This window comes from Chryseobacterium sp. NG-CE01, from assembly GCF_055695505.1.
The window spans coordinates 1,743,831-1,768,996 of record NZ_CM146369.1 but is presented as its reverse complement, the minus strand read 5'-3'; the positions used below and the strand labels follow the sequence as shown (position 1 = coordinate 1,768,996).

Annotated in this window: 24 protein-coding genes and 1 pseudogene; 15 read left to right on the top strand and 10 right to left on the bottom strand. The window is 35.3% G+C overall.

Features of this window, described 5'->3' with window-relative positions; genetic code table 11:
* Nucleotides 1–28 precede the first annotated feature (28 nt).
* Together ACYT6F_RS08550 and ACYT6F_RS08545 are read right to left on the bottom strand one after the other, a co-directional pair.
* Entirely contained in the window at nucleotides 29–1,489 is a 1,461-nt protein-coding gene (locus ACYT6F_RS08550; RefSeq protein WP_472600770.1) for a SusD/RagB family nutrient-binding outer membrane lipoprotein, read from the bottom strand.
* A gap of 10 nt (nucleotides 1,490–1,499) precedes the next feature.
* On the bottom strand, nucleotides 1,500–4,412 hold the full coding sequence (locus ACYT6F_RS08545) for a SusC/RagA family TonB-linked outer membrane protein (RefSeq protein WP_472600769.1): 2,913 nt from the start codon (nucleotides 4,410–4,412) through the stop codon (nucleotides 1,500–1,502).
* A 659-nt stretch (nucleotides 4,413–5,071) separates the two neighbouring features.
* Between ACYT6F_RS08545 and ACYT6F_RS08540 the strand changes: the two genes are divergently transcribed.
* Nucleotides 5,072–5,674, top strand: coding sequence for a ribonuclease HII (locus ACYT6F_RS08540; protein WP_472600768.1), 603 nt, complete (start codon nucleotides 5,072–5,074; stop codon nucleotides 5,672–5,674).
* A 52-nt stretch (nucleotides 5,675–5,726) separates the two neighbouring features.
* On the opposite strand, the gene yidC is transcribed toward ACYT6F_RS08540, so the two are convergent.
* Both yidC and ACYT6F_RS08530 read right to left on the bottom strand, forming a co-directional pair.
* Complete coding sequence (gene yidC, locus ACYT6F_RS08535; RefSeq protein WP_472600767.1) at nucleotides 5,727–7,526, bottom strand: membrane protein insertase YidC; 1,800 nt, start codon at nucleotides 7,524–7,526, stop codon at nucleotides 5,727–5,729.
* Between the two features lie 235 nt (nucleotides 7,527–7,761).
* Complete coding sequence (locus ACYT6F_RS08530; protein ID WP_472600766.1) at nucleotides 7,762–9,369, bottom strand: CTP synthase; 1,608 nt, start codon at nucleotides 9,367–9,369, stop codon at nucleotides 7,762–7,764.
* Nucleotides 9,370–9,464: 95 nt separating this feature from the next.
* Here ACYT6F_RS08530 and ACYT6F_RS08525 point away from each other — a divergent pair, with 95 nt between their 5' ends.
* Nucleotides 9,465–9,944: a hypothetical protein gene (locus ACYT6F_RS08525; RefSeq protein ID WP_472600765.1), complete on the top strand. Its 480-nt coding sequence runs from the start codon at nucleotides 9,465–9,467 to the stop codon at nucleotides 9,942–9,944.
* Nucleotides 9,945–9,947: 3 nt separating this feature from the next.
* Here the strand turns inward: ACYT6F_RS08525 and ACYT6F_RS08520 are convergent, their stop codons facing one another.
* The gene (locus ACYT6F_RS08520) at nucleotides 9,948–10,517 is read right to left on the bottom strand and encodes a YceI family protein (RefSeq protein WP_472600764.1); all 570 of its coding nucleotides are present in this window, start codon (nucleotides 10,515–10,517) and stop codon (nucleotides 9,948–9,950) included.
* Between the two features lie 71 nt (nucleotides 10,518–10,588).
* Nucleotides 10,589–10,996: a hypothetical protein gene (locus tag ACYT6F_RS08515; protein ID WP_472600763.1), complete on the bottom strand. Its 408-nt coding sequence runs from the start codon at nucleotides 10,994–10,996 to the stop codon at nucleotides 10,589–10,591.
* Between the two features lie 59 nt (nucleotides 10,997–11,055).
* On the opposite strand from ACYT6F_RS08515, the gene radA reads away from it, so the two are divergent.
* From radA to ACYT6F_RS08500, 3 genes are read left to right on the top strand one after another with little or no spacing between them, the layout of a single operon-like run.
* Nucleotides 11,056–12,405, top strand: a complete 1,350-nt coding sequence (gene radA, locus ACYT6F_RS08510) for a DNA repair protein RadA (RefSeq protein ID WP_472600762.1) — start codon at nucleotides 11,056–11,058, stop codon at nucleotides 12,403–12,405.
* A 60-nt stretch (nucleotides 12,406–12,465) separates the two neighbouring features.
* Nucleotides 12,466–13,008 (top strand): transposase, encoded by a 543-nt coding sequence (locus tag ACYT6F_RS08505; RefSeq protein ID WP_472600761.1) that lies wholly within the window; start codon nucleotides 12,466–12,468, stop codon nucleotides 13,006–13,008.
* A gap of 23 nt (nucleotides 13,009–13,031) precedes the next feature.
* Complete coding sequence (locus ACYT6F_RS08500) at nucleotides 13,032–13,670, top strand: acyl carrier protein phosphodiesterase (RefSeq protein WP_472600760.1); 639 nt, start codon at nucleotides 13,032–13,034, stop codon at nucleotides 13,668–13,670.
* Nucleotide 13,671: 1 nt separating this feature from the next.
* Here the strand turns inward: ACYT6F_RS08500 and ACYT6F_RS08495 are convergent, their stop codons facing one another.
* The 3 genes from ACYT6F_RS08495 to ACYT6F_RS08485 are packed head-to-tail and all read right to left on the bottom strand — an operon-like array spanning nucleotide 13,672 to nucleotide 14,689.
* Nucleotides 13,672–14,172 carry a DUF6702 family protein gene (locus ACYT6F_RS08495; protein WP_472600759.1) on the bottom strand — a complete coding sequence of 167 codons (501 nt, stop codon included), beginning with the start codon at nucleotides 14,170–14,172 and terminating at the stop codon, nucleotides 13,672–13,674.
* Nucleotides 14,169–14,471: a hypothetical protein gene (locus tag ACYT6F_RS08490; protein WP_472600758.1), complete on the bottom strand. Its 303-nt coding sequence runs from the start codon at nucleotides 14,469–14,471 to the stop codon at nucleotides 14,169–14,171. Before ACYT6F_RS08490 ends, ACYT6F_RS08495 begins: the two co-directional genes overlap by 4 nt.
* Nucleotides 14,447–14,689, bottom strand: a complete 243-nt coding sequence (locus tag ACYT6F_RS08485; protein ID WP_472600757.1) for a hypothetical protein — start codon at nucleotides 14,687–14,689, stop codon at nucleotides 14,447–14,449. The genes ACYT6F_RS08490 and ACYT6F_RS08485 overlap by 25 nt, the downstream gene beginning before the upstream one ends.
* Nucleotides 14,690–14,756: 67 nt before the next feature.
* On the opposite strand from ACYT6F_RS08485, the gene ACYT6F_RS08480 reads away from it, so the two are divergent.
* From ACYT6F_RS08480 to ACYT6F_RS08470, 3 genes are all read left to right on the top strand, one after another.
* Nucleotides 14,757–15,335, top strand: a complete 579-nt coding sequence (locus tag ACYT6F_RS08480) for a HupE/UreJ family protein (protein WP_472600756.1) — start codon at nucleotides 14,757–14,759, stop codon at nucleotides 15,333–15,335.
* A gap of 68 nt (nucleotides 15,336–15,403) precedes the next feature.
* Complete coding sequence (locus tag ACYT6F_RS08475; RefSeq protein ID WP_472600755.1) at nucleotides 15,404–17,791, top strand: M1 family metallopeptidase; 2,388 nt, start codon at nucleotides 15,404–15,406, stop codon at nucleotides 17,789–17,791.
* A 12-nt stretch (nucleotides 17,792–17,803) separates the two neighbouring features.
* Nucleotides 17,804–18,673, top strand: a complete 870-nt coding sequence (locus ACYT6F_RS08470; RefSeq protein WP_472600754.1) for a hypothetical protein — start codon at nucleotides 17,804–17,806, stop codon at nucleotides 18,671–18,673.
* A 168-nt stretch (nucleotides 18,674–18,841) separates the two neighbouring features.
* Here ACYT6F_RS08470 and ACYT6F_RS08465 read toward each other — a convergent pair whose 3' ends face one another.
* On the bottom strand, nucleotides 18,842–19,396 hold the full coding sequence (locus ACYT6F_RS08465; RefSeq protein ID WP_472600753.1) for a hypothetical protein: 555 nt from the start codon (nucleotides 19,394–19,396) through the stop codon (nucleotides 18,842–18,844).
* Nucleotides 19,397–19,607: 211 nt separating this feature from the next.
* On the opposite strand from ACYT6F_RS08465, the gene ACYT6F_RS08460 reads away from it, so the two are divergent.
* The 7 genes and pseudogenes from ACYT6F_RS08460 to groEL form a co-directional block, all read left to right on the top strand.
* Nucleotides 19,608–19,886 carry a co-chaperone GroES gene (locus tag ACYT6F_RS08460; RefSeq protein ID WP_040997294.1) on the top strand — a complete coding sequence of 93 codons (279 nt, stop codon included), beginning with the start codon at nucleotides 19,608–19,610 and terminating at the stop codon, nucleotides 19,884–19,886.
* A 47-nt stretch (nucleotides 19,887–19,933) separates the two neighbouring features.
* Complete coding sequence (locus ACYT6F_RS08455; protein ID WP_472600752.1) at nucleotides 19,934–20,290, top strand: four helix bundle protein; 357 nt, start codon at nucleotides 19,934–19,936, stop codon at nucleotides 20,288–20,290.
* Between the two features lie 72 nt (nucleotides 20,291–20,362).
* Nucleotides 20,363–21,988: a chaperonin GroEL gene (gene groL, locus ACYT6F_RS08450; RefSeq protein ID WP_472600751.1), complete on the top strand. Its 1,626-nt coding sequence runs from the start codon at nucleotides 20,363–20,365 to the stop codon at nucleotides 21,986–21,988.
* Nucleotides 21,989–22,367: 379 nt separating this feature from the next.
* The gene (locus ACYT6F_RS08445) at nucleotides 22,368–23,048 is read left to right on the top strand and encodes a hypothetical protein (protein WP_472600750.1); all 681 of its coding nucleotides are present in this window, start codon (nucleotides 22,368–22,370) and stop codon (nucleotides 23,046–23,048) included.
* Nucleotides 23,048–23,737 carry a hypothetical protein gene (locus tag ACYT6F_RS08440; protein WP_472600749.1) on the top strand — a complete coding sequence of 230 codons (690 nt, stop codon included), beginning with the start codon at nucleotides 23,048–23,050 and terminating at the stop codon, nucleotides 23,735–23,737. The genes ACYT6F_RS08445 and ACYT6F_RS08440 overlap by 1 nt, the downstream gene beginning before the upstream one ends.
* A gap of 273 nt (nucleotides 23,738–24,010) precedes the next feature.
* Nucleotides 24,011–24,625, top strand: coding sequence for a hypothetical protein (locus ACYT6F_RS08435; RefSeq protein ID WP_472600748.1), 615 nt, complete (start codon nucleotides 24,011–24,013; stop codon nucleotides 24,623–24,625).
* 52 nt (nucleotides 24,626–24,677) lie between these two features.
* Nucleotides 24,678–24,884, top strand: a pseudogene (groEL, locus tag ACYT6F_RS08430) (chaperonin GroEL); the annotation flags it as partial.
* Nucleotides 24,885–25,166: the final 282 nt, after the last annotated feature.

Below are 25,166 nucleotides of genomic sequence, written 5' to 3'. Positions count from 1 at the left end.
ATATGAATGTTAACTAATGTGTTTGAGTTTAATTAATGTCCCAGAATACTTTAGTGGTTAGCTTATCGCCACCGATAGCTGTAGATGCCTGTGACCAGTTTGTACCATTAACAGTCTGTTCATTGATTGGATACGTTAATCGTGTAGGAACTTTACCTGCTGCTGCTGCTACGGCATTAGGAGCCGTAAGTACGGGGTAATCTAATCTTCTGTAGAAATTCCAGGATTCAAATCCTCGGTTAAACATTGCTATCCAAGCCTGTTGACCAATACTTTGTTTCCAGTTGGCCGAAGAAAATGCAACAGCAGGATTTGATAGATAAATTGCGATATCTGCAGCCGATACCCCCCACTGTTCCATTGATGCTGTAATTGCATTGTTATAATACTGCTGTGCAGCAGCTCCAACATTATAACCTCTTGCTGCGGCTTCGGCTAGATAAAAATTAACTTCTGATGCATCAAACAATACACCAGGTTTGTTAGGAGCCAATAAACTCGAACCGATGTGCGAGTAGTCAGAATAAAGATTGGATAAACCTACCGTACCACCTATGTACTGTTGTCCGTTGACTGTTGTAAAATAAAATGGTCTTCTCGGATCGTTTAATGTGTTCATTGCATTAACAATACCTTCTTCTGCAACAAAATCATTTCTATTGCTGGCAATTACTTCAGCATATACACGATTAAAGTTTGGAGATGTAGAATCATATTGGAACAATGAGTTCTTAGAATTCTGGAGCATAACACCTCCTGCAAAAGCAGATTCAACGGTTTGTTTTGCCAAGGTAGGATTAACATCGGCCAGATTAATACCTATCTTTAATTTTAGACTATTTGCGAATATAATCCAGTCTGATACTTTACCATTATAAATATTATCTCCTGTTGTAAAACTAGGATATGCTGGATCTAACGTTGCAATTGCTGAATTTAATCTTGTGATTAAATCCGCATAAATCGTTTTTGCATCATCATATTTGGGAAGTACAATCGTTTCTGGTTTTATGGCTTCAGAATAAGGTACATTTCCAAAACTGTCAACTAAAACTTGAAATGTATATACTTCCATTAGATTTATGATTGCCAACTTGTTAGCCTGTTGTTTATCCCATGCTGTCTGAGTCTCTAAAGTGGGCTTCACTTCTACCGGAATAGTTTTTTTAGCCTCATCTAAATTTCCCAATACATCTGTATATAAGGCAAGCCACATATTATCAGGAACCTTTCTTGTCCCTGTAAAATTAAATCGTGCATCATTTCTATAAATTGTTGTTGCTAAATAATGTTGGAAGAACCTAAAAACATTCAAGTTAACACTTGGAGTTTCCATCTGATCCATGAGTTCCTTCTGTGCATTTGTTAATAATGGCTCTGCAGGAACCTGATATGGCTGGCTTCTATTATTATTGAAATCATCGTCCCCATTGACACAACTTGTCAACATTAATGAACCTATAGTAAGTATTGAAAATATCTTTTTCATTTTAATTGATTTAAAAATCTAATTTAACATTGAATGAATAAATACGAGTGGTCGGCATAACTCCTGATTGGAAACCCTGAATATTCCCTGAAGAAGTACCTGCTTCAGGATCTGCATCCGGAAGATTTTTATGAATAATCCATAAATTTTGTCCAAGTAAGCTAAACGTTAGTCCTTTAATAAAGGTATTCTTTAGTAAGTCTGAAGGCAAACTGTATGAAATTTTCGCTTCACGTAGCTTCACAAATGAAGCGTCATAAATAAATGCTTCTTGTGGTAGACCTGCGTCCGTTCCAAAAGCTCCTCCTGCAACAGATGCATCTATTCGGACATCATTAGGTGTTCCATCTTGTTTTACACCAGGTAAAATAATACCACCTCCAGTAGCTAATGAATTTCTTATCGGATTTCCTAAATCATTAAGCCCTGCAGTATATTCGTATAATCCTGTATAACTTCCATAGGATTGATCAAGAGAATAAACACTTCCTCCTTTTCGTACGTCAATCAAAAATCCGAGTGAGAAGTTTTTATATCTAAAGGTATTGTATACCCCTCCAATCCAGTCGGGCTGTATATTGCCTAGAACTTTATCTGTAGCTACCAGATAGTAACCATCTTCGTCTACTACTTTATTCCCATTTGCGTCATAAACATATCCTGTTCCTCTGAATGTACCGTAGGCCTCACCTACTGTTGCATTTAAACTGGTTTCCTGAAAACTTGCCAATTGTAAATTTTCTCTTCCCTGATTTAACGCAACAACCATATTCCGATTTCTAGCCCAGTTTAGATTGATATCCCATTGAAAATCTTTACTCTTTAAAGGAACCAAGCCTAAAGCCACTTCAATACCTTTATTCTCTGTTTCGCCGGCATTGACTAAGGAAAAACTGTATTTGCTTGACGGCGATTGCGGAACACTAAATAATAAATCCTGTGTATTGGTTTTATATAATGAAACATCTAAAGAAACTCTTCTTTTGAACATTGAAGCTTCTAAGCCAACTTCCCAGCTTTTCTGTCTTTCAGGTTTTAAAGCATCAAAATCAACATACGTTGTATTTATATCAGCCATTGGAAGCCCACCGGTTGTACCTCTGTTTGCAAAGAAGCCTGGTCTACCGAAAGGCATATCATTACCAACTTCTGCATAACTTAGCCTTACCTTTCCAAAGCTCAACCAATTATTTTTAATAAGTTCAGAAAAAACAAAACTTGAACCAAGAGAATAATACGTATAATTTCTATTGGCTTTAGGAAGTGCTGAAGATGTATCATTACGAATGGTACCTTCTAAGAATAAAAACTTATCAAAATCAAATGACGCTTGTGCATACACCCCTGCTTTTTGGCCTCTGATATTTGTTTCTATTGGGGGAAAATAAGCTCTTGAGTTTGCAATACTGTATAATCCCGGAATGATTAATCCACCTGTTGTAGAATTTTCCATACTTCGTTGGTGCTGATCCATGAATTGTCCCCCGGCAATGAATAACGCATTCATTTTATCGGAAATATTCCATGTATATCTTCCGATTAAATCATAGGTCTGTCTCATGATTGTATCGTCATATACCCAGTACCCTGAAGTTTCATCGGCTTGTGACAGACCGAATTCTTCAGCATGGCTACCTGCGGCTTTTCTGATTTCCTGCTTACTACCTGTGTAATCAATGGTTGCCCTACCGAGGATATTTAGCTTACTTGTAACATCATATGACAATTCAGCGCCCGTAATTAGTCTTGTTTTATCGTCAGAAGAATAATTTTCATATCTGTCCCAATAAGGATTGTTCCAAAATGCAGGTGAAAGATCCCCTCCAAGAGCATCATTCATATTCCACGTATAATTCTGTCTTGTTCTGAAATACGTATCTCTAAGCTGTAAAATATCAACATTCAAAGGATACCACTGTCTAAAACCAGTAAGGATATTGTCTCCATATCCTACGGAATTCCGTCCTATAGTTGTCTGGTCATTGAACGTTAAAAATGTACGTGCCGTGAAGTTATCTGAGAATTTTCTGCTGTAGCTCCCGCTCAACATATTTTTATTTAGCCTACTATTTGGCAATACACCAGTTTCGTAGTTATTAGTAATCGTTAAGTTATATGTATTTAGTTCATCTCCTCCATTTAAGTTAAAACTATTAACAAATGAGAGTGAATTTTGAAAAAACTTGGTTGGATTATTTTTTGGAGCTACCCAAGGAGTAGCCTTTCCATAATTCGGATCCCCGGGAACAAACGCATCCCATTGGTATACTAACAAATTTGGATTAAATCTTGGACCATAAGAAGCATCATCTCCAGTTGGTGCAATAAGATCGTCTACCCCATCTAAGTTTACATCACCAGAGAGGAAACTATCTTCGCCACCGTATCCTCCACCATATTGATTCTGATATTTAGGGAAGGTTTTTTTATCAATTTCTCCCACAGAAACTGTTGAACTTAATGAAAGTCCAAGACTTTTATTTCTTTTACCTTTTTTTGTAGTAATGATTACTGCTCCATTTGATGCCATACTACCATATAGAGCAGTAGCTGCAGCACCTTTGAGTACGTTAATTGATTCAATATTATTGGGGTCGATATCTGCAGTTGCGTTACCAAAGTCAAAGCCATCCCTTCCTCGTGAAGCATCACTTGAATTTAAATTCCCACTGATGATTGGTACACCATCGAGTACAATTAACGCCTGATTATCACCCGTGATACTTTTAGTTCCTCTTAAAACAATATTACTTGATCCTCCGAAGTTTCCGTTATTCTTGATTTCCATACCAGCGACTTTACCTGAAAGATTGTTGATAAAGTTGTTTGTAGGCACTGAGTTTACTTTTTCGGCATCCAAGGTTTGTGAAGCGTAGCCTAATGATTTTTTTTCTCTTTTGATTCCCAGTGCGGTCACCACCACACCTTCGATGTCTTGCGTCCTTACTGTATCATTTTTTTGCTGTGCTTGTGCTATAGCTAAAGATGACGACAGTACGGATGCAAGTACACCCATTGTTAGTTTCTTCATATCTAATTAAATTTTGCTAAACAAAGTTGAAAAACTTTCTTAAAACAGCAAAAGAAAATCGGCAAAAATTAACATGTTTTCAAAAAAAACAAATAAAAACATTAAAATAATCACAAATTTTAGTTAATTGAGTTATTTTTAACAAAATATAGTTAAAATTGACAATTTTAATTTACATAAAAAACAATTTTTACTAATTGTTTTTTTCTATTTGATTTTTATGTAAAAAAAATATCCATAAATAGTGATAAACAACATGTTACGATTATAAATATCACCATTTGGTGAGAAAAAATAAATTCAGGTATAATGCAGTGCATATAAATTATTTAAAATATTTCTTAAATTTTAACATTTATACCGTTAAAATTTGAATACGAAATAATCTATACATTTACTGTTTTCATAGCAAATAAACGATATGAATTAAAATCTAATTTCAAGACTTTATATTAATTTTTCGATTCGATTTAAACCTTTAATATTAAAATAAAATATGTCTTTAAAATTTTTTAATTTTACCAAGTTTTAAATTTCTTTATATTCTTAGAATGGATTTACTAAAAAAATGGTCTATTTATACTGAAGCAGGATGCGATGAGGTTGGCAGAGGCTGTTTAAGTGGTCCTGTGGTTGCAGCGGCAGTGATTTTGGATGAAAATTTCAACCAAAATATGGTTGATGATTCAAAAAAGCTGAATTTCAAGACGAGAATGGATCTGGATCAGTATATAAAAGACAATGTGAAAGACTACGCGATTGCAGAGCTGCCGCCCGGATTTATTGATGAGCATAATATTCTTAATGCAAGCATTCATGCCATGCATAAGGCTCTCGATAAATTAACCATACGCCCTGAGTTCATCGTGGTAGACGGAAACAGATTTCACCCTTATAATTATATTCCACATCAATGTATTATCAAAGGAGATTCGAAAATTTTATCTATTGCTGCGGCTTCTATCTTGGCTAAAAATTACAGAGATAAATTAATGATTGAACTTCATGATGAACATCCGGAATATGGATGGAATACAAACTTCGGCTATGCAACGAAAAAACACCAGCAGGCATTAATAGAATTCGGACCGACAAAATACCATAGAAGATCATTTCGTTTAGATTACAGCATACAGGATGAGTGTCTTGATTAAGTTTATTAATAAAAAAAGAGAAGCAAATGCTTCTCTTTTTTAGTTTATTGAATTATTTCTTTTTATTTTTTTGCTGCTCCTGGTATTTTTGTTGTTCCTGAGCCTTTTCCATCATTTCTCTCATCCTTTTCTGGAACTTACCTTCAGTTTTAGGCTTCTCTTTATTCGCCTGAATCTGCGCGTGAATCTTTTTCTCATCCAGAATGACATATTTAATAACAAGGATGATGAGAATATTAATCGCATTCGATACAAAATAATACCATGAAAGACCGGAAGCGGAAGTATTAAGGAAGAATAAGAACGTAATAGGGAAAATATACATCAGTACTTTCATATTCGGCATTCCTTCCTGTTGAGGCTGTTGCATATTTCCTGAAGTCATGATGGTATAAATTAAAATCACAATAGTACAAGCAATTGCAAAAACGCTCAAGTGATCTCCTAGGAAAGGAACTTTGAACGGTAATTTAATCAAATCATCATAAGCCGTTAAATCTTTTGCAAACCAGAACCCCTGCCCTCTCAAATCAATAAAATTCGGGAAGAAACGGAATAACGCATAGAAAATAGGAATCTGAACCAACGCCGGCAAACATCCTGCCATCTGATTAACTCCGGCTTTACGGTAAACTTCCATTGTAGCCTGCTGTTTTTTCATTGGGTCAGCATCTTTCAGCTTGGCATTTACCTCATCGATTTCAGGACGAATCACTCTCATCATCGCACTCAGCTTATGCTGCTTGTACATGATTGGTGACAAGATCAATTTAACAATAATCGTCATCAGGAAAATTACCCATCCGGCTGTGATCCCCCAGTCAGCAATAATATTGTACATCGGGATGAAGAAGTAACGGTTCATTGCCCCGATAAAAGACCATCCTAACGGAAGAATCTCGTCAAAGTTTTTATCGTACGACTTTAACAATGGTAAATCCAGCGGCATAAAATACCATGTGAAATCCTGATTCAATTCACTTCCCGTCATCTGAACAAATCCTTCGTAGTTCAGTTTTTTCAGATATTCGCCTTCTTCAATGGTTTCCTGATTTCCTTTACTTTGGGTGAATCCTGCTTTAGATTCAATCACAGAAGCAAAAAACTGCTGCTTTACACCAATCCAGTTGAGGGTTTCCTTCTCTTCTTCCATGGTAGTTCTCCCGTCATAATCATAGTCTTTATAATTATTGAAAGTATAAGAGAATTCTGAGTGAGACTGTTCCTGAGCTCTGCCCTTTTCCAGATTCCTTACATTATAATCCCAGATAAAATCTACTTTGTTATCTGAAGTGATTTTAGTAAGGCCCTGAGTTCTTACTTTAAAATCAAGTGTATATTTCGGAAGTAAGGTATAAATAAACTGGATAACCGCACCGTTGTAGTTTGCGGTCATGGTAACAGCATTTCCATTGACTGTTGGAGAAAAAACCAGGTCTTTAGTATTGATTACTTTTCCCGTTTTATCTTTAAACTGAAAACCGTAATTCGAATTGTTCTTTGTGATCAGGTAAAGCGGAAGATCTGCTTTATCTGTTTTATGATCGTATGCTTTATACTCTGCAAGCTCTACTTTCGAAACCTGCCCTCCAAGACTGTTGAATTCTACCTTCAGCTCTTTATTGGAAAGATTGGCTGTCTGAATAGCATTAGGAGTTACATTAGGATTGATATTATTTGCCTGAGTTGGTTTTACGGCATTCTTCACCTGCTCGGTCTTCTGTTGTTCAGCTTTTACCTGTTCCTCCTGAGATTGTTTGTTTTGGAAATAAAACATAAATCCGAAGAGTACCAAACATAAAACCGCAAAACTGATAATCTGACTTTTATCGAGTCCGTTGTTCTGTTGCATTTTATTTTTATTAAAATTTTACCTATTTAAATATATTATACGGCAATATATTTTGAGTCGACAAAAATACTGTTTTTTTATCAAACCTCTATACAATACTGTGTTACTATATAATAAACTCAGGCTGAGAATAATCAGTCTGAGTTTATTAATAATAACGTTTTAAGTATTCAATTACTTTATATTCTCCAGACCTTCAAAATTTTTGAAACCCTGAAGGTTGTCTGACAAGTTATTATTTCGATGTACAAGCCTTAATGAAAGCTCTAAACAAAGGATGCGGTGTTGCTACCGTACTCTTATATTCCGGATGATACTGTACGCCAACGTAGAAAGGATGACCAGGCATTTCAAGCGCTTCAACCAAACCTGTTTCAGGATTTATACCTGTTGCCAGAAAGCCGTTCTTTTCAAATTCACCGATGTAATCACTATTGAACTCATATCTGTGACGGTGTCTTTCCGTGATGTTTTTAGTTCCGTAAATATCATTTAGCTTAGAACTATTTTTCAAAGAACATTTCCATGCTCCCAGACGCATGGTCCCGCCTTTATCTACCACATTCTTCTGCTCTTCCATTAATGAAATTACAGGATGTTCGGTAGAAGTATCGAATTCCATGGAGTTGGCTTTGGTATAACCTAAAACATTTCTGGCAAATTCAACGGTCATAATCTGCATTCCTAAACAAATTCCCAGCATAGGAACTTTATTTTCTCTTGCATACTGAGCGGTAAGAACCTTACCTTCAATTCCCCTGTCTCCGAAGCCCGGAGCAATAAGAATCCCCGAAACGCCGGCTAATGTTTCTTTAATATTTTCCTGGGTTAAATCTCCACTATAGACCCATCTTACTTTTACTTCCGTTTCCAGATCTGCCCCTGCGTGTTTAAAAGCTTCCGCAATGGAAATATAGGAATCCTGAAGAGATACATATTTCCCAACCAAAGCAATTTCCACTGATTTTTTAGGATTCTGGAATTTTTTCAGGAACGATTTCCAATCTTTTAGATCCGCTTCTTTATCACTTTTAAGATCCAGTTCTTTGAGAACCACATCGTCAAAATTCTGTTTCTGAAGATACATCGGAACTTCATAGATTGTTTCCAAATCTTTACATTCGATCACATTATCCAAAGGAACATTACAGAACTGAGCCAATTTTGCTCTCTGGTCTTTCGGGATTTTATGTTCTGTTCTGCAAACGAGAACATCTGCCATAATTCCGCTTTCCATTAACTGGCGAACAGAATGCTGCGAAGGTTTTGTCTTTAATTCTCCGCTGGAAGCCAGATAAGGCAGCAAAGTAAGGTGAATTACCATCGAATTTTTCTCACCAAGTTCCCATTTCAGCTGGCGAACTGTTTCGATATATGGCAAAGATTCAATATCTCCTACAGTTCCTCCGATTTCCGTAATGATAATATCGTAGTTCTGCTTGGATAAAATTTTAATTCTTCGCTTAATTTCGTTGGTGATATGAGGAATTACCTGAACCGTTTTTCCAAGGAAATCTCCTTTTCTTTCTTTTTCAATGACTGTCTGATAAATTTTCCCGGTGGTAACATTGTTGTTTTGAGAAGTAGGAGCATCAAGATAACGCTCGTAGTGACCTAAATCCAGATCCGTCTCCGCACCATCTTCGGTTACATAACATTCTCCGTGTTCATAAGGATTCAAAGTTCCCGGATCAATATTGATATAAGGATCAAGCTTTTGAATAGTTACATTGAAGCCACGTGATTTTAGCAGAAGTCCAAGAGAAGCTGAAACGATTCCCTTTCCCAAAGATGAAGTTACACCTCCTGTCACAAAGATGTACTTAGTATTCTTTTTACTCATTAGATTAGGTTTATGCAAAGTTATGGGAAAAAGAAATACAAAGCAATTTTGTATTAAAATTTGATTATGTATTTTAGGGACTATAAAGTTTAATAATGAAAATTCTTAATAAATTAGTTTATCTGAAAAATGTCGAACTTTTACCTGAAAATGGTTTATTATTAAAATTCGACAATCTATCAATCTGGAAAAATAATCATCTTAACACATATTTTACAGATCGTCATCATGATTATTACGAATGTATTTCTGTTCATTTCAAAGAAAATGTTTTAAACTACCATATGACTTTTAAAAGCCTGATTGGAGAACAACTGTACATCGAAATTTCAGACAAGCTTCTTAATGTTTGGTATGCTGAATATTTTGACCATATTGAAGATAGAAATACGGTAGACCATCTCGAAGAAATTGAAGTTTCAAATGTTAAGTTTGAAAAAATGGATAAAACCGCTCAGGACTGGAAAAATGAATACATCAGTTTAGAAAAACCTATCTTGATCTTCTCACAGAAAATCAATAAAAAAGGTTCCCAGCAAACTGAAAACCTTTTTCTAAATCAAATTTATAGATGAAAATTATTGCTTAACTAACTCAAAATATAAGTTAACATCAACGTCTTTTGCAACACCGGCTCCCGTAGGATCATATTTAATATTGTAATCCAGGCGGTTTACTTTAAATGAAGCCTGGAAGCCCATCACTTCTTTACCCTGCTGGTTTTTGGTAACCCCACCGAAAGTAACAGGAACGCTTATTTCTTTGGTAACATCTTTTATTGTTAATTTTCCTTTAACCACATAAGAATTGTTTTTTTCTTTAACAACTGAACTTGTTACAAAACTCATGGAAGGAAATTTCTCTGCATCGAAGAAATCCGCACTTTTCAGGTGATTATCTCTCATCTCAACACCGGTGTTGATTGAGCTTACATTCACATTAAAGCTCAGTTCCGCATTATCAAGGGTATTTCCTTTGGTAACAGCCTTACCGTCAAACTTATCAAACCTTCCCTGAACAAAGCTGATGCCCATATGTTTGATATTAAAATTAACGGAAGAATGCATCGGATCTACCTGCCATCCTGTCTGGGCAAAGCCTACAACACTTAAAAGTGCAAATACAAAAGTTAAAAATACTTTTTTCATTGAATCTATTTTTTAGATTAAAATTATATGACAAAGGTAAGCTTGTTATTACAAAATATTATTGATGTATGTTAGTTTTTAGTTTTTTTTAAAATTATTTTGGAATGGAGTAAGTGAATGAGATACATTATAAATAAGATGACCAATGAAATTACAAACATGAAAATTTGCAGAAGATTTTCATTATTTGAATCTGAAGAATAAATGAAAGGATTATTTCCTGAAATTATTAAAAACACCAAATAAATAATTTCAAACAAAATGGCAATCCGTAGAACTGAATAATAATGTTTTCGGAAAATAATCACCGTTACCAAACCAATTGCAGTAATAACAGAGCAGAAAAAAAGAATTAAAAGCGAATACATTCCATATTCTCCTCCGGGTAAACGCAGGTATCTCACAGCCCAGTCCGTCAATTGCGCATGCAAAAGTGACATTACCACAAAAACCATCAAACTCAAAAAAATATTTTTCATACCTGAAAATTAACTAAAATTCGAAAGAAAAATTCAAAAAAAATTTTGAACTTCGCAGTATGGCAAAACTCAGAACAGCATATTTCTGTCAGAACTGCGGAACACAATATTCCCAATGGATGGGACAGTGCAAGAACTGCGGACAGTGGAATACTCTGGTGGAAGAAGTAGTGGAAAAAATCTCATCAAAAACACCTCCGTTTTCAAAATCAAAACAGCACGTCATCAATATCATAGAAGTTGAGACCAGCGAAGAACCGAGAATCAAAACTCCTTCAGAGGAACTCAACCGCGTTTTGGGCGGCGGAATTGTTTTAGGATCCGTTACCCTGATAGGAGGCGAACCGGGAATCGGTAAATCTACTCTACTGTTACAGCTCGCCCTGAAAATGAAGAAAAAAATCTTCTATGTTTCGGGTGAAGAAAGTGCCTCCCAGATTAAAATGAGAGCAGATCGGTTAACGGATATTCAGAATCCTAACTGTTTCCTTTTTACAGAAACCAGTCTTGAAAAGATTCTTCACGAAGCCAAAAAACTGGAACCTGATTTTGTAATCATCGATTCTATTCAGACGTTGCAGTCACAACTGATTGAAAGTTCGCCGGGAACGGTTTCACAAATCCGGGAGTGCTCGAATGAAATCATTAAATACGCCAAAGAAAACAATGTTCCCGTATTTTTAGTGGGTCATATTACCAAAGACGGACAGATTGCCGGTCCAAAAGTTCTGGAACACATGGTAGATGTAGTGTTGAATTTCGATGGCGACAGAAATCATCTTTTCAGATTATTGAGAGCAAACAAAAACCGTTTCGGATCCACTTCGGAAATTGGAATTTATGAAATGGTTTCCCAGGGATTAAAAGAAATCAAAAATCCTTCTGAAATCCTGATTACCAAAAAATTTGAAGAGCTTTCCGGAAATTCAGTAGCTGTGACTTTAGAAGGAAACCGCCCGATGCTGTTGGAAATTCAGGCTTTGGTAAGTACGGCCGTTTATGGAACCCCGCAAAGAAGTTCCACAGGTTTTGATGCCAAAAGATTAAACATGCTTCTTGCCGTTCTCGAAAAAAGAGCGGGATTTCAGCTGGGTGCAAAAGACGTTTTCTTAAATATTACAGGCGGAATAAAAACCGATGATCCGGCTTTGGATTTAGCGGTTGTCGCTTCTATTCTTTCGTCCAATGAAGACATTGCAATTTCCGAACATTACTGTTTTGCAGGAGAAATAGGCTTAAGCGGTGAAATTCGTCCGATTGCACAGGCGGAACAGAGAATTACAGAAGCTGAAAAATTAGGGTACGAGAAAATTTTTATTTCTAATTTAAATAAACTTTCCAAGAAAAAATTCGGAATTAAAATTGAGGAAGTAAGCAAAATTGAAGACTTCCATGAACGGCTTTTCTAAAGGCTGTTAGAGCTTAAAGCTCTAACAGCCTTGGCCTTTGCCAAACTAAAAAACACACGCATGAAAAAAAACATTTACCCTTTAGAGGCAGAATGCTTCTATCATATCTTCAACAGAGGAATTAATAGTCAAAAGATATTTTTTAATGATAGAAATTATCATTATTTTATCAAATTAATGGAATCTAAAATATCTTCAGTTGTCAATATCTATGCATATTGCTTGCTACAAAATCATTTTCACATTCTTGTTGCGATTAAATCAGAAAAGGAAATCCGACTAATATTCCCTCACAAAGACACAATTGAAGTGTCTAAGATCATAAGTCAGCAATTTTCTAATATGTTTAACAGCTATACCCAGGCTATCAATAAACATTATGAAAGAACGGGAAAATTGTTTGAATTGCCGTTCAGAAGGAAATTGATAAACACTCATGAGCAATTAATCAATACCATTCATTACATCCATAACAATCCGGTAAAACACGGAATCAGCATGAATGCAGAAAATTATCGCTATTCGTCATTATTTAGTATTAAAAATGGAATTAATGATCCATTGATCTCTTTGGACGCAATTAAAGCTTTGCTGGAAAGATAGCAGAAGAGAGCACTGTTAGAGCTTTGAGCTCTAACAGTGCTCTGCAGGAAATTTCTTATCTTCACGCTATGAATTACCTGGCTCATTCATTCCTTACTTTCACCGACGGGCAGATTGTCGGTCAGTTTTTGGAGGATTTTATTAAAAACAGAGACCGTTATTCTTTTCCGAAAGATATTCAGGATGGGATCACTTTACACCGCGCGATTGATACTTTTACAGATGCTCATCCCGCCATTCATGAAGCGAAAAAAGTTTTTGCGCCTTTGGTAAGATTGTATGCCGGAGCTTTTGTGGATGTTTCGATGGATTATTTTGTAGCCAATGACCTAAGTCTGAATTCTTTGGAAGGCTGGAAAAATCATTCCCGAAAAGTGTATGGTGTCCTGAATGAAAACTATGAATTTCTTCCCGAAAATTTCAGAAGAATGCTTGAAAAAATGGAAGAAGGCGACTGGCTGTATAATTACCGTTTCGAGAAAAACATCGGTTACAGCATGAGAAACGTTTTAAACAAAGCAAAATATTTAGAAACTGATATTCCTGTCCATGATGCTTTTTTAAGGAATAAAAGTTTCCTCCAGGAATGCTATGATGACTTTTTTCCCGATCTCATGGAACATGCAAAAGGTATTAACGCTCTTTTACAGCTGGAAAATTAATTTAAAACTGTTGAAATAAGTAGCGATTCGGGTAGGTCACTTTCTCGCTTTTCCTGTTTCCATTGACGATAATGTGTACAATATTGATCTGATCATCAAATAAATTATATAAAAAACTCACTGCAGCCTCTACTTTTTTTGGATTGTCTATCTTTTCGGATTCGAGGTAAACATTTACTGATTCGTGGTCTTCTTCGTACCCTACAAAGTTTACATTTAGGAATTTATTGTTGCCTTTTAGCTTAAAGTATTCTGAAGAGTAATTTTTAAGAGATTCGTTGAGTTGGGATTTGAATTTGGGATCATTGAAATGCAGCGACTTTCCATATTTATTATTAAGTGCGTTTTCCAGATCATCCAAAAAAAAACGACCTGTAATTTCAAAAGTTTTTGATTTCTGATTGTAATTGATTTCTACGGAACCTACATGATAAGGATGTTTCAGCTCCGTAAAAGAGAAAAATATAATGAGAACGGAAAGAAAGAAAAACAGTTTTTTCATTGTAATAATTCAAGGATTTTTTGTGGATCTTGGCGCATATCGAAAAACAGAAGAACTTTGATTTGAGTATCATTTTCTTTGCGGAAGAACATTCTTACATGCTTTTTGCCGATTAATACACTTTTAGTTTTTTGAAAAGAATTTTGAAATTGAGAATACTTCCCATTTTCCAGATCATTTGTTATTCTTTTAACATCTTCTAAAAAAATTATAATCTCACGATTAGTCCATACCTTCCTAAGAAATTCTATATTTTCGGTTAAAGTCTTTTTAGCTATTTCTGAGAATTTAACCTGCATATTTCTTCATCAATAAATTTAAAGAAATCTTTTTTTGAAATCATATCATCATTCTTCAGCGATTCTCCATATTTTTCGATCTCTTCAAAGACATGAGAGGGCAGACCTTCAACCGTTTCATAATCATTCTTAACAATTCTTACCCCTTTCAATCTTTCTAAAAGTTGTTTGACGAAAAAATAATCTTCTTTGTTATCTATTTCTATTGTAAGGTTCATCACTTCAATTTTACACAAAGTTAAAATAAATTTTGTATCATCGCATTTCAAAAAAATATTGGAAAAAATGCAGGATTTTTTATTCTATCTGAATCTCGGCTGGGAACATATTATTTCTCTGGATGCGCTCGATCATCAGCTTTTTGTTTTAGCTTTAATTGCTGTTTATTCTTTTAACGATCTCAAGAAAATTTTGATTCTTGTCACCGCCTTTACAATAGGACACTCTATTACATTAGCGTTAAGTACTTTTGACATCATAAGAATCAATTCCGCCTGGGTAGAATTTCTTATTCCGCTGACGATTGTTTTAACTTCTCTGAATAATATTTTCACCCGAAATAAAAAGAAGTCTCAAAATAACGCCAATTATTACTTAGCATTAATTTTCGGACTCATTCACGGGATGGGCTTTGCGAATACCGCAAGAGTGATGATTGCCAAAAGCCAGAGTATTGCCGTTCCTCTTTTAGGGTTCAATATTGGGCTGGAACTGGGACAAATTGCCATTGTCTTTGGAATTTTAATGATTCTGTTTATTTTACTTAAAGTTTTCAAGGTCAATCAGAAAGACTGGGTTCTTTTCGTGTCTTCAGGAGTCTTTGCCTTATCCTTAAAAATGACTTTAGAAAGAATTCCTTTTTAAGGCTGAAACATTTTCAGTTTTTCAGCTACTTATTATTATATTTGAAAATCTTTAAAACAATTTCGGTTATGAAACTAAAAGTTGTCATACTTTCCCTTTCTGTATTTGCATATACAGGTTTCACCGCACAAAATATTCAGAATAATCCCGGGAGCAATCACGGAAATAAATTCGAACAGCTTGGGACCATCCTTCCCACCCCCAATATTTACAGAACCGCTTCAGGAGCGCCCGGTCACGGATACTGGCAAAACAAAGCCGACTATGACATTACGGCTTACCTCGATGAAGACAAGAGAAATCTCAAAGGTTCCGAAACCATAACCTATTACAACAATTCTCCTGATGATCTTGATTACATCTGGCTGCAGCTGGATGAAAACCAGCAGTCAAGCGTAAAAAAGGCAGACTTTCCATACTCCTCTACCCTTCCGAAAGCTTCAAACGATCAGCAATTACGCCCTACCGAACTTCCTGTTTCGGATAACGGATACGGCGTGAATCTTGAAAAAGTAACAGACGCTTCAGGAAATCCTTTAAAGTATACGGTAAACAAAACCATGATGCGTATTGATTTACCGAAAGTGCTTAAAAAAGGAGAAAAGTTTGTTTTCAAAATAGACTGGAATTACAACATCCCGAACAGAATGAAAATGGGCGGTCGCGGAGGTTACGAAAACTTCCCTGAAGACGGGAACGACCTTTATACGATGACCCAATGGTATCCTAGAATGTGCGTATACAGCGATTTCCACGGATGGCAGAATCATCAGTTTACGGGAAGAGGTGAATTCGCACTGGTTTTCGGGAATTTTAAAGTTTCGATGAATGTACCGGCTGATCATGTCGTAGGCGGAACGGGAGAATGTAAAAACTACGACCAGGTATTAACTTCAGAGCAGTTAGCAAGATATAACAAATCCAAAACTTCAGCAGAACCTGTAGAAATCGTAACGCTGGATGAAGCCAAAAAAGCAGAGAAAAACCATTCAAAACAGAGAAAAACATGGACGTTTGAAGCCAATGACGTAAGAGATTTTGCATGGACCTCTTCAAGAAAATTCGTTTGGGACGGAATGGGCGTCCTTATTCCTGAAAATAACAACAAAGTAATGGCGATGAGCTTCTACCCGAAAGAAGCATACAATTTATACAGAAAATACTCAACTAAAGCAGTAGCGCACACGATCAAAACGTATTCGGAGTTTACCATTCCTTATCCGTATCCTGTCGCACAATCTGTAGAAGCAGCCAACGGGATGGAATACCCAATGATCTGCTTCAACTACGGAAGAACAGAAAAAGACGGAACCTATTCGGAGGGAATTAAAAACGGAATGCTGGGCGTAGTGATTCACGAAGTAGGACACAACTTCTTCCCGATGATCATCAATTCGGATGAAAGACAATGGAGCTGGATGGATGAAGGGCTGAATACTTTTGTAGAATATCTTACCGAAGAAAGATGGGATAATAAATTCCCGTCAAAAAGAGGTCCGGCATGGACCATTGTAGATTATATGAAGCTTCCGAAAGACCAGCTGGAACCGATCATGTCGAATTCGGAAAACATTGTTCAGTTTGGTCCGAATGCCTATTCAAAACCGGCAACAGGATTAAACATTCTCCGTGAAACCATCATGGGAAGAGAGCTTTTTGACAAAGCATTTAAAACCTATGCTAAAAGATGGGCTTTCAGACATCCTGAACCGGCAGATTTTTTCAGAACAATGGAAGACGCAAGCGGTGAAGACCTGGATTGGTTCTGGAGAGGATGGTTCTATGGAACAGATCCTGTAGATATTGCTATTGACAAGGTAACCATTGCAACTCCTGATCTGAATACACCTCCAAGAGAAGCCAAAGAAACGAAGTATAAGGTAGATAAGCCTGCCCTGAACGAATTTGAAGATATTTCTAAAATCAGAAACAGGGAAGATAAAAACATCACGTTCTACGTAGAGAAAGATAAAGATGCACAGGACTTCTATTACCGATACGACCGCGGACAGGAAAAAGTAGATAACAACAAAGAATATTCTTTCAAATTTGAAGGAACCGAACCTTTAACGCAAAAAGAAAAAGACAAGTTTAAAAATCTTACCGCTTACCAAATTGATTTCGCTAATAAAGGCGGATTGGTGATGCCGATTATTCTTGAATTCACCTTTGAAGACGGCACAAAACTGACTGATAAGTCTTCCGCGCAAATCTGGAGACTGAACGAACAGAAAGTTTCCAAGACATATTATTTTGACAAGAAACTGAAATCCATCCAGCTTGACCCGATGAGGGAAACTGCCGATATTGACACTTCCAATAACTTATGGAGCAACGACGGCGGAAATGCCCAGGTTTCTAAGTTTGAATTGTTCAAGCAAAAAGAAGGCGGAAATGCAAGAGGCGCTTCCAACGGAAAAGTAAACCCGATGCAGGCTGCAGGAAAGAAAAACTAAATAAAGATCCTCATGAAAAACTTTTTTTTATTTGTTTTAATCCTGACATCTCATTTCTTATTTGGACAGGCTGATATCTATTTTGGAAAAAAACCTATTGTTTCAGCCGAAATTATTTTAGAAAACGGAGATATTAAAACAGGATTTCTGCAGGATTTTAAGATTGGAAGATTTTCAACTTCCGATCTTCAGTCTATAACTTCAATTGAAAAAAGGCTTGCTTTTGAAGTTAAAGATTTTAAATTCAAAGAGGAATCAAATTCAGCAATTCAAAAAATAAATATTGCAGATGTAAAAAGAATTGTAATTCTAAACAAAAATGGTACAGAAAGGCTTGTTTATGATAAAATGAAACTTAAAACGATCAACTCAAAGAATGAAGTTGTGGATTTGAATAAGACCGTCATCTTACCTTTAGAACAGGAAGGCAAGCTAAGTTTATATGGAATTACACTTATTGCTTTTGGCCAGCAGTCACCTTATTCCAGAGGCCCTGCAACAAGATACCTGACAACGTTATTTATTCCATATCTGAAACATTCCGATAGTGAGTATGCATATCTTCCTTTTGATATTAACAGGATGAATCTTTTTAACTTGGGAAAACTTGAAGGAAAATTTAAAAAAGCTTTGGAAGAATCAACAAAAGAATGTCCGCAGTTCCAGGAAAATATTGATGAAATCATGAAAGTTTTTGAAAAGCGACTCACCAAAGATCAAAAACAAATGTATTACGATAAAGAAGAAAAAAAGAAAGAGATTCGTAAAAATACAAAAGATAAAGCTGAAGAAGATTTTTTACAAATGAAAATTGATGCTGAATATGGAATGCAACCTTACTTAAATCTTGTAGATGACTATAACAGAAAATGTCTTAAATAATATAAGAACCTCCGGAGATTTCCGGAGGTTTTTTTCTGCTGAATGGTACACTTCAATAAAACGATCTGCTACAGTTTTTTCATCGCATACAATGAGAGAATGAAATAAATACATTGATACTTATAACAAAAGAGGCTGTTTCGTGTATTCGGAAACAGCCTCGTTGTTTTATAGAATTGAAAAGGTTGCTATAATCGTACTTTTCTCATCCAGTGAATTCGGATTCATTACGGTAATGCCGTATTCTCCGGGAGGCTTATCTTTCAAAGTAATAAGATATGAGCTTTGTCCGTATTTTTTTCCTGTAAAGTTCAGATAATGCAGTTTATTTGTTTTTGTAGTTCCAAACGTATTTACAGATGCCAGCTCAGCCCTTCTGAATTTCTTGCTTGAATCGAATTCAAAAATCTTAATTATTGCCATTGGATCCGTATTGTTATCGACCGCCCGTACAATAAACTGGATATCATCACCCGCTTTTAATTTTGTAGCAGAACAACAACCTTCAATTTGCAATTTAGATTTTATACTTCCGAAACCCGTGATCACCATTCCTGCGTTCATTGCTGAACGCGTCTGTGTCATATGTTTTTCTAAAAGCACTGTACTCTGATCAGGTTTCAGTACCATACACTCACCAATAAATTCCGGTTCAACAGTAGTCTGCGCATAAACACCCATGCCGCAAAGACTCATTGACGCAATCAATAGAATTTTCTTCATTTAAAGCTATTTTTGATAAATTTTACGCAAAAATATAATTTATTTTCAATCACAAATCACTTTTATTTAAATATATTTCATTTAGAGCAAAATTTGTTTTTCTGCCAAAATTTCCGCTCCGCCAAAATAAGTCTGCCAAAATTTTATTTTATCCCGCTTGGCATACAATTAGCGAGTTACAAGACAGAATAATTAAAAAATTAAATATATTATGTCAGTAAACTTTAAACCATTAGCAGACAGAGTTTTGATCGAGCCGATCGCTGCAGAAACTAAAACAGCTTCAGGTATTATTATTCCGGACACCGCAAAAGAAAAGCCGCAGGAAGGTACTGTGGTGGCAGTAGGTCCCGGGAAAAAAGATGAGCCTACAACTGTTCAGGTAGGTGACAAAGTTCTTTACGGGAAATATTCAGGTTCTGAATTAAAGCTGGAAGGAAAAGATTATTTAATTGTAAAAGAGGGAGACTTACTAGGAATAATTGGCTAATAGCTTTTTGCTTCTGGCAGATGGCTTTCCAGCATTGAAAATAGTAAATGAGAGATTTCAGGAAATTTGAAGTTTGGCAAATAAGCCATCAACTGACTTTAAAAATTTATACCTCAACCAAAAATTTTCCAAAGGAAGAAATATTTGGGTTGACCTCTCAAATCAGAAGATCATTTGCTTCCATCGGTTATAATATTTCGGAAGGAAGCGGAAGAAATTCAGATAAAGAGTTTGCTAATTTCATCAATATTGCGCTGGGATCATCCAACGAAGCAGAAAACCAATTAATTCTTGCTAAAGATTTGGATTACATTGAGGAAAATGATTATCAAAATCTTTTATCCGGATTAACAACCTTAAAAAAGAAGCTTGTAACCCTTTGGAACAGGCTAAACGGAAATTAAAATCAAATTATAAAATAAACCGCGAATTGCTGAAGCCAAAAGCTAAAAGCAAATCGCCAAAAGCTTAAAACAATGGCAAAAGAAATAAAATTCGATATTGAATCAAGAGACGCTTTAAAAAGAGGGGTTGATGCATTAGCTAATGCAGTAAAAGTAACATTAGGTCCAAAAGGGAGAAACGTGGTAATCGAAAAATCTTTCGGTGCGCCTCACGTTACCAAAGACGGGGTTTCTGTGGCTAAAGAAATCGAACTTGAAGACAAAGTAGAAAATATGGGTGCTCAGATGGTGAAGGAAGTAGCTTCCAAAACCAATGACATCGCAGGTGACGGTACTACTACCGCAACTGTATTGGCTCAGGCTATCGTAAGAGAAGGTCTTAAGAACGTAGCGGCAGGAGCTAACCCGATGGATCTGAAAAGAGGAATCGACAAAGCGGTAACAGCGGTTGTTGAAAACCTGAAATCCCAGTCTCAGGAAGTGGGAGATTCTACCGATAAAGTAAAACAGGTGGCTTCCGTATCTGCGAACAACGACGAAACCATCGGTGCTTTGATCGCTGAAGCGTTCGGAAAAGTAGGTAAAGAAGGAGTAATCACCGTAGAAGAAGCAAAAGGAATCGATACAACCGTAGACGTTGTAGAAGGAATGCAGTTTGACAGAGGTTACCAGTCACCGTATTTCGTGACCAACCCTGAGAAAATGCTGGCTGAACTGGAGAATCCATACATCCTTCTGGTTGAGAAAAAAATCTCTTCCATGAAAGAATTGCTTCCTGTTCTTGAGCCGATTGCTCAGGGAGGTAAGTCTCTATTGATCATCTCTGAAGAAGTGGAAGGTGAAGCTTTAGCTACTTTGGTAGTAAACAAATTAAGAGGTTCTCTTAAAATTGCTGCCGTTAAAGCACCTGGATTCGGGGACAGAAGAAAAGCAATGTTGGAAGATATCGCCATCTTAACCGGCGGACAGGTAATCTCTGAAGAGCAAGGTTTCACTATGGAAAACATCTCTTTGGATATGCTGGGAACTGCTGAAAAAGTTTCTATCGATAAAGACAACACAACGATCGTAAACGGTGGTGGTGAAGACAGCAAGATCAAAGGCAGAGTAAACCAGATCAAAGCGCAGATGGAAACCACAACTTCCGATTACGACAGAGAAAAGCTTCAGGAAAGACTGGCTAAATTAGCCGGAGGTGTTGCCGTTCTTTACGTAGGTGCTGCTTCTGAAGTGGAAATGAAAGAGAAAAAAGACAGAGTGGATGATGCGCTTCACGCTACAAGAGCTGCCGTTGAAGAAGGTATCGTTGCAGGAGGTGGTGTTGCTTTGGTAAGAGCCATTGCTGCGTTGGAAAACCTTACAGGTATCAACTCTGACGAAACTACCGGTATCAAAATCGTGAAAAGAGCGATCGAAGAGCCATTGAGACAAATCGTTGCCAACGCAGGTGGTGAAGGTTCTGTAATCGTTGCGAAAGTAGCAGAAGGACAAGGTGACTTCGGGTACAATGCAAAAACCGACGAGTATGTAAACATGCTTGAAGCAGGAATTATTGACCCTACGAAAGTAACAAGAGTAGCTCTTGAAAACGCAGCTTCCGTATCCGGAATGTTATTAACCACTGAGTGTGTGATCACTGAAGTGAAAAAAGACGAACCGGCTATGCCAATGGGCGGAGGAATGCCAGGAATGATGTAACAGCGCGGTCAGCGACCGAGGCAATTTAATATACTAACCGTTCTGATTTTTCAGAGCGGTTTTTTTTATTCAAAAGATAATTTGAGATACAATTGCAGAAATCTTATAAGCAATATAAATTCGAAATCGATTAATTTTGCTAGACAAATTTGTATATTTGGTTATTAGTCATAATGTTAAATTATTGTAAACAATGAGATTAACAAAAAATATTCAGAAATATTTAGATAATAAATTACGCGGTGGAGAAATTAATGAAAGAGGTAATAAGTATGAAAACTTTTATACAACATATAAATTATTAGAATCATTTAATAATTATAAAACAGACTATGAACAAATATACTTTTCTTCGTAGGAAAATTCATTTGTAGATGATTTGGTTATAACAATTAAAAATCATCGTCATATTTTTCAACTTAAGACAAGTAAAAAATTAGATTGGGGACTGGCAAGGAAGCTGAAAACTTTAAATTTCGATTTTTCAATTCAAAGCAGAATTGAAAAATTTAAAAAGAATTCTTACAATTTATATCTTGTTGTTTCGAATGATATATTAAAGAATAATCTTAAAAAAAGATTGCCGAAACAACTAAGAAGCTCTACTGATATTATAATGTTCCCATACAACGATAGTATACAGAATCAAATTATTAATGACACTTTATTTAAAAAAGAATTACTGGCATTATGTGCTATCGATTCTCCTTCAGTAGATAAATTAGAAAGTTTAGCGGCTACTATTTTAGGAGTTTGGAATGCGTCAAATAAAAAAAATATTTGTATTGAAAATCTGTATAAAAATATAGAACACACAGGTTATGCTTTTATTAAAAGTCGAGAAAACAATCAGCTTAGTGATGAAGTTCATAGAATAATAAGTTCAATTCCTGATTTTAAATTTGTGGTTCACAACAATTATTTCACTTGGCAATATAAATCAAGCGATAGTGGTGTTATTCCCTATCAATTAGGTAGCTCTGAATTTAAAATTATAGAAAAAGAAATTATTAAAATAAATCCAAAAGATTTTATAACTTTAGAAAATATAATTTCGTAATGAGAATTTATACTAAATATGCAAAAAATGACAATGAAATTATCAATGATTTCAATGTCTTAGAAAATAGAAATTCTTCTCCAAAGGAATATTCTGAAGCATTGTATAATATTGGAATAAAATTATCCAAACATATTAGGAATTATGTCAGTTTCACAGATAATGTAGTATTCTCCTGTACAAATGAAGATGCAGATTATTTAGGGAAAGCCTTTATAGAAAATCTTAAACAAAAAAGTAATATAAGACTAGCTATTTTTTGGAATTATAGAACTCAAGCTTTTGGTGATAAAGATTTAACCATTGCTCCAATAGTTAAACAATATATTGAACAAATTGAAGAATGTGATACACTCATTATCTGTAAGTCTATAATTTACACTTCATGTGTTGTTAGAACTAATTTAACTTATTTGATAAATAAAATAAATCCAAAAAAAATCATTATTGTTGCTCCGGTAATTTATGATAAAGCTGAAGAATTTTTAAATAAAGAATTTGACCCTCAAATTAGTTCTAAATTTAAATATTTATATTTTGCTAAGGATAACGAAGTCAATGCACAGGGAGAAGTTATTCCTGGTATTGGAGGAAATATTTATAATAGATTAGGCTTTAAGGATGGAGAAGATAAAAATAAATATATTCCAAATATTGTCAAAGTTCGAAGAGAAAAAAACTATGGTTAACCTAATTATCACTGAAGTGAAAAAAGACGAACCGGCAATGCCAATGGGCGGAGGAATGCCAGGAATGATGTAACAGCGCGGTCTGCGACCGAGGCAATTAATATACTAACCGTTCTGATTTTTCAGAGCGGTTTTTAATATAGAAAATCCAATGGACTTTCTACTTGAAATGTTATTTGTAATTGTAGACATTATATATGGGCGTAATACGTAAATTTGAATGTTATCGGCAATCGATGAACTAATGATATACAAAATTTAATAAAGAATTGAATGACAAAAAAAATAGCAGTTTTGATAATAACCTGGTTAGTTTTTGCTTTTGCTGACTACTTTTATCTCCCCTATTTTGTTCAACCATTTTCCTGGCTTTTAGTGTGTATAATTATGCTTATTTTAACAGTAAGACAAGTCATAAAATTAATCAAAGAAAAGAAAAACATAAAGGCAAACAGAATAATAAATCTTTCAGTAACATTGAGTTTATTTGTTCTAACGTTTTACAATTTCAACAAAATCCCAAAGTCAATTATTGAAAAAATTGACTGGAATATTTCTTATAATAAGCGCAATCAAATAGTAAAAGATGTTTTAACAGAAAAATTGAAACCAAATACAAAAATGAATAATGGTATTTGTAAACTTTCATTTGACTTCCCCATTATTTCAAATGGCGGAAATGATATTTGGATTTATCAAAATAAAACAGAAGGCACAAAAACTATCAAATTTTGGATTTCTCGTGGCTTTTTCGAATCACCACAAACTTATTTTATATTCACAAATGATAATGAGACACAAAAGCAATACGAAGAACTAATAAAAGTAAAACCTGAATATAATTGGAAATTAGAAAAAAATTGGTACCGTATAATGGAACGAGATTAATTTTTTAATAAAATTATCGCACTCGATAGAGGTTCTAAACTATACGATATTACATGACTTCGGGTACAACGCAAAAACCGATGAGTATGTAAACATGCTTGAAGCAGGAATCATTGACCCTACGAAAGTAACAAGAGTGGCCCTTGAAAACGCAGCTTCCGTATCCGGAATGTTATTAACCACAGAATGTGTGATCACTGAAGTGAAAAAAGACGAACCGGCTATGCCAATGGGCGGAGGAATGCCAGGAATGATGTAACAGCGCGGTCAGCGACCGAGGCAAATTAATATACTAACCGTTCTGATTTTTCAGAGCGGTTTTTTTGTTTAAAATACGGTTTCCCGTAAGGAAGTATTATTTGAATATTTTAATTTTACAAAAAGTTATTAAATAATCAAAACGACAATTTAATATATTAACTGATCTGATTTTCAGAACAGTTTTATTTTGTATTATTTTAATTATATTTGAAAAAACTAAATAAACCGTGAAGCACTTCAACCAAATTCTTATTTTTCCTTCCCAATTTTTCTTTTAGAA